Origin of the sequence: Streptomyces sichuanensis, assembly GCF_020328095.1 — a bacterium.
GTDB classification, from domain to species: Bacteria; Actinomycetota; Actinomycetes; order Streptomycetales; family Streptomycetaceae; genus Streptomyces; species Streptomyces cinnamoneus.
Genome location: NZ_JAIXMK010000159.1, coordinates 1 through 7,831, shown reverse-complemented (window position 1 = coordinate 7,831; position 7,831 = coordinate 1). Strand labels below are relative to the sequence as shown.

Genomic DNA, 7,831 nt, shown 5'->3' with positions numbered 1-7,831 from the left:
CACCTGCTCGGTGACGTTGGCCAGGTGGAAGTAGGTCGAGAAGGCCCGGACGAGCTTGGCGGCCGTCTCCGGGTCGGTCCGCGCCAGCAGGTCGGCCGCTGCCTCGCCGTCCGTACGGGTCAGCGCCCGCACCCGCTCCACCAGATCGAGGAGCTCCTCACCCTCTTGGCGGACCAGCGTCTCGCCGAGGAGATCACCGAGTCGGCGGATGTCGGCGCGCAGGGCGGCGTTGGTGTTGTCGGCACTGCTCACAGGTGCGGCTCCTTGCGGTGTTTCCGAGCACTTGGAGGGGTGGCGGACCGCGCTGTCCGACGCCCCCAGCATAGGTCTCCGCACGACGCGCGGTCGTCCGCGGCCTCTTGCCGAGCTCCGGCGCCCTGCCATACTTACGAAGCCGTAGGTTACGGAACCGTAGCCATGCTCCGAGCCCCATGAGGGAACCCATGACTGCAAGCCCCGACGTGATCGAAGACGCGCCGAAGGCCCAGGAGACCCCGCTGCCCGCCGGCACGCTGGGCAGTGACAGCAAGCGTTCGATCGAGCAGATCACGCTGCTGCTCTTCATCATCGTTCCGTTCCTCGCGTTGCTCGCGGCGGTCCCGCTGGTCTGGGGCTGGGGCGTGAGCTGGCTCGATCTGGGACTGCTGGTGGCGATGTACTACATCGGCTGCCACGGCATCACGATCGGCTTCCACCGCTACTTCACACACGGTGCGTTCAAGGCCAAGCGGCCCCTGCGGATCGCGCTGGCGGTCATGGGCTCGCTGGCGGTGGAGGGGCCGCTGGTGCGCTGGGTGGCGGACCACCGCAAGCACCACAAGTTCTCGGACGCCGAGGGCGACCCGCACTCGCCGTGGCGGTTCGGCGAGAGCGTGCCCGCGCTGATGAAGGGCCTGTGGTGGGCCCACGTGGGCTGGATGTTCGACGAGGAGCAGACGCCGCAGCAGAAGTACGCGCCGGACCTGCTCAAGGACCCGGTCATCCGCCGGATCTCGCGCCAGTTCGTGCTGTGGACGACGGTGTCGCTGCTGGTGCCGCCGCTGGTCGGCGGCCTGGCGACGTGGTCGTGGCAGGGTGCGGTGACGGCGTTCTTCTGGGGTTCGCTGGTTCGGGTGGCGCTCCTGCACCACGTGACGTGGTCGATCAATTCGATCTGCCACGCCGTCGGCAAGCGCCCGTTCAAGTCGCGCGACCGTTCGGGCAACGTGTGGTGGCTGGCGGTGCTCTCGTGCGGTGAGTCGTGGCACAACCTCCACCACGCCGATCCGACGTCGGCGCGGCACGGCGTGCTGAGGGGCCAGCTGGATTCCAGCGCCCGGCTCATCCGCTGGTTCGAGAAGGCGGGCTGGGCGTACGACGTGCGCTGGCCGGACGCGGCCCGCATCGCGTCCCGGCGGCAGAGCCGGGCGTGAGGACGAGACCGGTGCTGCCCGGGGGTGCCCTCGGCGGTGGCCGGGGGAGGCATGATTGACAGGTGGCGATCGACAGCAGTACCACCGGTGACAATGACCTGCCCCCTACCCCGGGGGGCAGGCGCGCGCGGCCCCGCCGGGTGCGGATGACCGGCGCCGAGCGCCGTGAGCAGCTGCTGGACATCGGTCGCACGCTCTTCGCCGAGCGGGGCTTCGAGGGCACGTCGGTGGAGGAGATCGCGGCGAAGGCCGGGGTCTCCAAGCCGGTGGTCTACGAGCACTTCGGCGGCAAGGAGGGGCTGTACGCGGTGGTCGTGGACCGCGAGATGCGGCAGCTGCTGGACATGGTGACGGGCGCCCTGACCGCGGGTCACCCGCGCGAGCTCCTCGAACAGGCGGCCTTCGCCCTGCTGGACTACATCGAGAAGTCCACGGACGGCTTCCGCATCCTCGTCCGCGACTCCCCCGTCGCCCAGTCGACGGGGACGTTCGCCTCGCTGATCAGCGACATCGCCACCCAGGTCGAGGACATCCTGGGGCTGGAGTTCAAGGCCCGCGGCTTCGACCCCAAGCTGGCCCCGCTCTACGCCCAGGCCCTGGTGGGCATGGTGGCCCTGACGGGCCAGTGGTGGCTGGACGTCCGCAAGCCGAAGAAGGCCGAGGTGGCGGCGCACCTGGTGAACCTGGCCTGGCACGGCCTGGACGGCCTGGAGGCCAAGCCGCGGCTCGTGGGACACCGCAAGAACTGAGGGGGCGGGCCCTTGCGGCCCGGGCGGTCGGGGCGGTCAGGGCTTCGTGATCGCCTCGCCGATGACGAAGCCCTTGGCCGGGCCGCCGGGGATGACGGCGTCGGTGCCGTAGGGGACGCGCTGCTCGCCTGCGTAGGCGGCCCTGTCGGGGTCGGGCTCGGTCAGCAGGACGACCGCGCCGTCACCGTCGAAGTCGTCGATGAGGACGTAGAGCGGGATGCCCGCGCGGGCGTATTCGCGGCGCTTGCGGACGCGGTCGCGCTGCACGTTCCGCCAGCCGGGCGAGACCACTTCGACGACGGCCTCGATGTCGGCTGCGGCGACGCCCAAGTCTTCCTCGTCGGGAATCTCGTCCACATCGACCAGCGCGACGAAGAGATCAGGGATCCAGACCTTGCGGCGGTGGATCAGGTTGAAATCGTGATGAGCGGCGTAGTCGGTGTGCTCCAGATGCGTTTCGAGCCCCCGCCGGAGGCGGTTGATGAGAACGCCGTGACGGCGCCGTCCGGTAGGTGACACCTCGATGGACCCCTCGATGATCTCGGCCCGGTAGCCCTCCGGCGGATCCATGGCCTTCCACGTCTGCCACAGGAACTCGTCCAGGTCGGACACCGGCTCTTCGTCCGACACCGGGATCACCTCGTGCGCGAGTGCGGTCATCGTGGAGCACCTCCTCCCTCAGTCTGGGCGCCGGCGCCACAGCGGCACAAGCGACACCGCCGACGGTAGGAGGGCGCACCGGTCGCATCATGCGAATGTCGGCCACTCATTCGAACGAGTGATCAGTGTCTTGACATCAAGAGACTTCATGTCGACACACCCTCTACACTGATCGTCATGGAGGACGAGGTCGATCGACTGGTCGCAGCATGGCGCCGCGAGCGCCCCGACCTCGACGTGGAGCCGCTGGAGGTGCTCAGCCGGGTCAGCAGGCTCGCCCGGCACCTCGACCGTGCCCGGCGGATCGCCTTCGCCGAGCACGAGCTGGAGCCGTGGGAGTTCGACGTCCTCACCGCGCTGCGCCGCGCCGGGGCGCCCTACCAACTCTCGCCGGGGCAGCTGCTGACACAGACCCTGGTGACGTCGGGCACCATGACCAACCGCATCGACCGGCTCACCAAGAAGGGCTTGGTCCAGCGGGAGCCCGACCCCAGCGACCGGCGCGGCGTGCTCGTCCGGCTGACCGCCGAGGGCCGGGACCGTGCCGACCAGGCGCTGGCCGGGCTGCTGGCGCAGGAGCGCGCCATCCTCGCCGAGCTCTCCCCCGCCCAGCGCGGCGAACTGGCCGGGCTGCTACGCCAGTTGACCGCCCCGTTCGACAACGTCCCCGGCTAGGTCCACCGGACCGACCCCGGCACGGCGCGCCAGCGCCACGGCGGCCAGCGTGGAGTGCACGCCGAGCTTGCCCAGGACGTTCTGCATGTGCGTGCGGACCGTGTGCGGGGAGAGGTAGAGGCGCTCGGCGACGGCCTTGCGCCCCAGCCCGGCCACCATGCAGCGCAGCACCTCGCGCTCGCGCGGGGTGAGCGACTCCACCAGCCGCTCGCTCTCCGTGCGGTGCTTGCGCGCGGCCGTCAGCTCCCGCAGGACGCCGGTCAGCAGCGCGGGCGGCAGGTGCGTCTCGTCCCGCAGGACACCGCGTATGACCGCCAGCAGGCGCGAGAGCGAGCAGTCCTTGGCCACCCAGCCGCCGGCGCCCGCCTGCAGCGCGGCGGCGGCCCGCCGCGGGTCGTCGCGCTCGGCCAGCACCACCGTCCGCACGCCCGGATGGCCCGAGCGCACCCTCGCCACCAGCGAGATGCCGTCCACCGTGCCCTCGCCCGGCCCCGAGCCCTCCTGGCCGGGGCCCCGGAGCTGCCCCGGCACCTGCGGGACGTCCGGACCCACCGCGCCGAGGTCGGCGTCGATCAGCAGCACGTCGAAGCGCCGCCCCTCACCCGCCGCGCGCTCCAGCGCGCGCAGCGCCGCCGGCCCGCTGCCGGCCGCCGAGACGTCCACGTCCTGCTCGGCCGCGAGGGCGGCGGCGAGCGACTCGGCGAAGATGCGGTGGTCATCGACCACCAATACCCGAATACGTGCCACAACCACCCCCATGTCCCGGTAGGCAAGGCAGTGCGGGTACGGCGCCCGACCGGGGCCGCCACGCGCGCACGGCCGCCGCCGTGCACTGACAACCAACCCCGCCCCGGGCGTCGTACCTGCCTGTCTCGCCCCCTGATCAGCGTCGGCCCCCACCGGCGCTGTGCATCAGCGTACGGGCGGGGTCCGGCAACGGAAGCCGATTGGCAAAACTGCCTGACCCGGGTGTTTATCGTGAGCTTTCTGTTCAGTATTGAGGCGGTGAACGACTCGGAACGACGCGATGTGGACGTCGCTCCGACCGAGGACCGGCCGGTCGTACCGCAGCGGACGGCGGCGGGGACCGGCGGCCGGGACGTGTCCTAGGCCACCCGGCCCGCGCCCTGGGCGGGGGCCACCGCGACGATGCGCGGCGCGCGGTGGCCGGCGGCCGCGAAGGCGCCGGCCACCGCCGTGCGCACCGTCTCCTCCGCCGCCGCCTCGGCGAGCACCACGGCGGAGCCGCCGAAGCCGGCGCCCGTCATCCGGGCGCCGAGGGCTCCCGCCCCGGTCGCCGCGGCGACCACGAGGTCGAGCTCCGGGCAGGAGACGCCGAAGTCGTCGCGGAGCGAGGCGTGCCCGGCCGTCAGCAGCGCTCCCGTGGCCCGCGCCTCGCCCGCCTCCAGGAGTGCGGTCACCTCCTCGACGCGCTGGTTCTCCGTGACGACGTGCCGCACCAGCCCCAGCAGCCCGGCCGTTCCCGGTGCCGCGGCCAACTCCTGGAGCGCCGCGGGCCATTGCCCCTGTGCGACGTCGCGCAGAGCGCGCACCCCGAGCGCGTGCGCGGCCTTCTCGCAGCCCGCGCGCCGCCGGGCATACGCGCCCGCTCCCACGTCGTGCCGGACCCGTGTGTCGACCACCAGCAGGCACAGGCCGTGCGCCGCCGGGTCGAAGGGGACGTGCCGCCGCGAGAGGTCCCGGGTGTCCAGGTGCAGGACGTGGCCGTCCCTGCAGCAGGCGGACGCGGTCTGGTCCATCACCCCGCAGGGGACGCCGACGAAGGCGTTCTCCGCCCGCTGCGCCAGCCGCGCCAGGGCGGGGCGGGAGAGCCCCGCGCCGCAGAGGCCGTCGAGCGCGAGCGCCGTGGCGACCTCCAGCGCGGCGGACGACGACAGCCCCGCGCCCACCGGGACGTCGCTCTCCACGTGCAGGTCGGCGCCCGGTACGTCGTGGCCCGCCTCGCGCAGGGCCCACAGGACCCCGGCGGGATAGGCGGCCCAGCCCCGCACCGCGCCCGGCACGAGGTCGTCCGGCCGCACCTCGGCGACGTCGCCCGGAGCGGCGGCGGAGTGCAGGCGCAGCCGCCCGTCGGTGCGGGCACGGGCCGCGACCCAGGTCCGGTGGGGCAGCGCGAACGGCATCACGAAGCCCTCGTTGACGTCGGTGTACTCACCGATCAGGTTGACGCGGCCGGGCGCCGCCCAGACCCCGTCGCAGGCGGCCGCATGGGCCGCGCGGAACGCCTGTGCGGCCCGTGCGGCGCTCACCCGTCCGTCCGGCCCCGGCGGGCGAACGCCCAGGCGTCCTCGACGATCCGGGCCAGGTCGCAGCGGTGCGGCCGCCAGCCGAGCTCCTCCTCGGCGCGGGCGGCGGAGGCGACGAGCACGGCCGGGTCGCCGGGGCGGCGGGCTGCGGACACCTCGGGGATCGCGTGTCCGGTGACCTTGCGGGCGGTCTCGACGACCTCGCGGACGGAGAAGCCGTTGCCGTTGCCGAGGTTGCAGATCAGGTGCTCGCCGGGGCGGGCGGCGCCCAGGGCGAGCAGGTGGGCCTCGGCGAGGTCGGCGACGTGGATGTAGTCGCGGACGCACGTGCCGTCGGAGGTGGGGTAGTCGTCGCCGTAGACGTGGATCGCTTCGCGCTCGCCGAGTGCGACCTGCAGCACCAGCGGGATCAGGTGCGTCTCCTGCGCGTGCCGTTCGCCGTACCGCCCGTACGCCCCGGCGACGTTGAAGTAGCGCAGCGAGACGGCGGCCAGGCCGTGGGCCGCGCACTCGCCGGCGATCATGTGGTCGACGGCGAGCTTGGTGGCGCCGTAGGGGTTGGTGGGAGCGGTCGGGGCGTCCTCGGTGATGGGGACGGTGGCGGGCTCGCCGTAGGTGGCGGCGGTGGAGGAGAAGACGAGGGTGCGCACGCCGGCGTCCCGCATGGCGGCGAGCAGCTCCACGGTGCCGCCGACGTTGTTGCGCCAGTAGCTGTCGGGGTCCTCGACCGACTGCCCCACCTGCGAGAACGCGGCGAAGTGCAGGACGGCGTCGTAGCGGTCGTCGAGCCACCGGGCGGCTTCCTGGACGCGGCCCTCGATGAAGCGGGCGCCGTCGGGGACGGCGTCGCGGTGTCCGGTCGAGAGGTCGTCGAGGACGCTCACCTCGTGGCCGGCGGCCAGCAGGTGGGCGGTGACGACGCTCCCGATGTATCCGGCACCACCCGTGACCAGGAACCTTCCGGTGCTGCTGCTCATGAACCGGCCGCCTCTCGCAGTCGCCTCGCCGCGGTCTCGGGCGGCACGTCGTTGATGAACACTTTCATGCTGGATTCCGAACCGGCGAGGTACTTCAATTTTCCTGCAGTGCGGCGGACGGTGAAGAGTTCGAGGTGAAGGGCGAATTCACCCCTGAGGGGGTGGTGGGCGGGTGCCTGGTGCCAGGCGGAGATGTAGGGCGTGGGCGGCTGACCGGGGCCGAAGATCCTGTCGAACCGCCGCAGGAGTTCCAGGTAGACCTGGGGGAAGTCCGCGCGGGCGGCGTCGTCGAGGGCGGGCAGGTCGGGCACCCGCCGCCGCGGGTGGAGGTGGACCTCGTACGGCCAGCGGGCGGCGTAGGGCACGAAGGCGGTCCAGTGGGCGCTGGTCAGGACGATCCGGCGGCCATCGGCCCGCTCGTCGGCCACGAGGTCGTCGAAGAGGTTCCGGCCGTGCGTGCGCGTGCGGTGGGCGGCGAGGGAGGCGAGCATGCGCTCGGTGCGTGGCGTGACGAAGGGGTAGGCGTAGATCTGGCCGTGCGGGTGGCCGAGCGTGACGCCTATCTCGGGGCCGCGGTTCTCGAAGCAGAACACCTGCTCGACGCCGGGCAGGGCGGCCAGTTCGGCGGTCCGGTCGGTCCATGCGGCGAGGACGAGGGCGGCACGGCCGGGGTCGAGGCCGGCGAAGGAGGCGTCGTGGTCGTCGGTGAAGCAGACGACCTCGCAGCGGCCGTGGCCGCCGGTGAGTGAGGGGAAACGATTCTCGAAGACGACGACGTCGTAGTCCGCCGCCGGGATCTCGGTGAGCCGTCCGCCGCGGGAGGGACAGAGCGGGCACTGGCCGGGTGGCGGATGGTACGTGCGCGACTGGCGGTGGGAGGCGATGACGACGTCGTCGCCGAGGAGCCGGTCGTGCCGGATCTCGCTCACCGCCTCCCCCTGCTGCAGGGGGCGCAGGTCGGGGGCGTCGCGCACGGCGTCGTCCCGCGCGTCGTAGTAGAACAACTCACGTCCGTCCGCGAGCCGGATCGCCGTCTTCTTCACGAGCCGGTCTTTCCCCGCCTCGCCCGTCGCCGAACCGCGGCGGAGCCG

At 72.6% G+C, this 7,831-nt stretch carries 9 protein-coding genes; 3 read left to right on the top strand and 6 right to left on the bottom strand.

Features of this window, described 5'->3' with window-relative positions:
* On the bottom strand, positions 1–252 hold a 252-nt coding region (locus LE181_RS29210), incomplete at its 3' end, for a phosphoenolpyruvate carboxylase (protein ID WP_225664522.1).
* Positions 253–443: 191 nt separating this feature from the next.
* Here LE181_RS29210 and LE181_RS29205 point away from each other — a divergent pair.
* Entirely contained in the window at positions 444–1,412 is a 969-nt protein-coding gene (locus tag LE181_RS29205; protein WP_225664521.1) for an acyl-CoA desaturase, read from the top strand.
* A gap of 62 nt (positions 1,413–1,474) precedes the next feature.
* Entirely contained in the window at positions 1,475–2,161 is a 687-nt protein-coding gene (locus LE181_RS29200) for a TetR/AcrR family transcriptional regulator (RefSeq protein WP_225664520.1), read from the top strand.
* Positions 2,162–2,197: 36 nt separating this feature from the next.
* Here LE181_RS29200 and LE181_RS29195 read toward each other — a convergent pair whose 3' ends face one another.
* Entirely contained in the window at positions 2,198–2,821 is a 624-nt protein-coding gene (locus LE181_RS29195) for a Uma2 family endonuclease (RefSeq protein WP_225664519.1), read from the bottom strand.
* Between the two features lie 177 nt (positions 2,822–2,998).
* Between LE181_RS29195 and LE181_RS29190 the strand changes: the two genes are divergently transcribed.
* Positions 2,999–3,496, top strand: coding sequence for a MarR family winged helix-turn-helix transcriptional regulator (locus tag LE181_RS29190; RefSeq protein ID WP_225664518.1), 498 nt, complete (start codon positions 2,999–3,001; stop codon positions 3,494–3,496).
* Here the strand turns inward: LE181_RS29190 and LE181_RS29185 are convergent.
* The 4 genes from LE181_RS29185 to galT all read right to left on the bottom strand — a co-directional run bounded on the left by LE181_RS29185 (position 3,455) and on the right by galT (position 7,783).
* On the bottom strand, positions 3,455–4,243 hold the full coding sequence (locus LE181_RS29185) for a response regulator transcription factor (protein WP_225664511.1): 789 nt from the start codon (positions 4,241–4,243) through the stop codon (positions 3,455–3,457). The genes LE181_RS29190 and LE181_RS29185 overlap by 42 nt on opposite strands.
* Before the next feature lie 359 nt (positions 4,244–4,602).
* A complete protein-coding gene (gene galK, locus LE181_RS29180; RefSeq protein WP_225664510.1) occupies positions 4,603–5,766 on the bottom strand; it encodes a galactokinase in 1,164 nt (387 codons plus the stop codon).
* Positions 5,763–6,740: a UDP-glucose 4-epimerase GalE gene (gene galE / locus LE181_RS29175; RefSeq protein ID WP_225664509.1), complete on the bottom strand. Its 978-nt coding sequence runs from the start codon at positions 6,738–6,740 to the stop codon at positions 5,763–5,765. Before galE ends, galK begins: the two co-directional genes overlap by 4 nt.
* The gene (gene galT, locus LE181_RS29170; protein WP_225664508.1) at positions 6,737–7,783 is read right to left on the bottom strand and encodes a galactose-1-phosphate uridylyltransferase; all 1,047 of its coding nucleotides are present in this window, start codon (positions 7,781–7,783) and stop codon (positions 6,737–6,739) included. The genes galE and galT overlap by 4 nt, the downstream gene beginning before the upstream one ends.
* Positions 7,784–7,831: the final 48 nt, after the last annotated feature.

Coding starts and splice junctions, on each gene's coding strand:
- LE181_RS29205 (WP_225664521.1), top strand. CDS start 444: ATGACTGCAAGCCCCGACGTGATCGAAGACGCGCCGAAGGCCCAGGAG.
- LE181_RS29195 (WP_225664519.1), bottom strand. CDS start 2,821: ATGACCGCACTCGCGCACGAGGTGATCCCGGTGTCGGACGAAGAGCCG.
- LE181_RS29190 (WP_225664518.1), top strand. CDS start 2,999: ATGGAGGACGAGGTCGATCGACTGGTCGCAGCATGGCGCCGCGAGCGC.
- galE (WP_225664509.1), bottom strand. CDS start 6,740: ATGAGCAGCAGCACCGGAAGGTTCCTGGTCACGGGTGGTGCCGGATAC.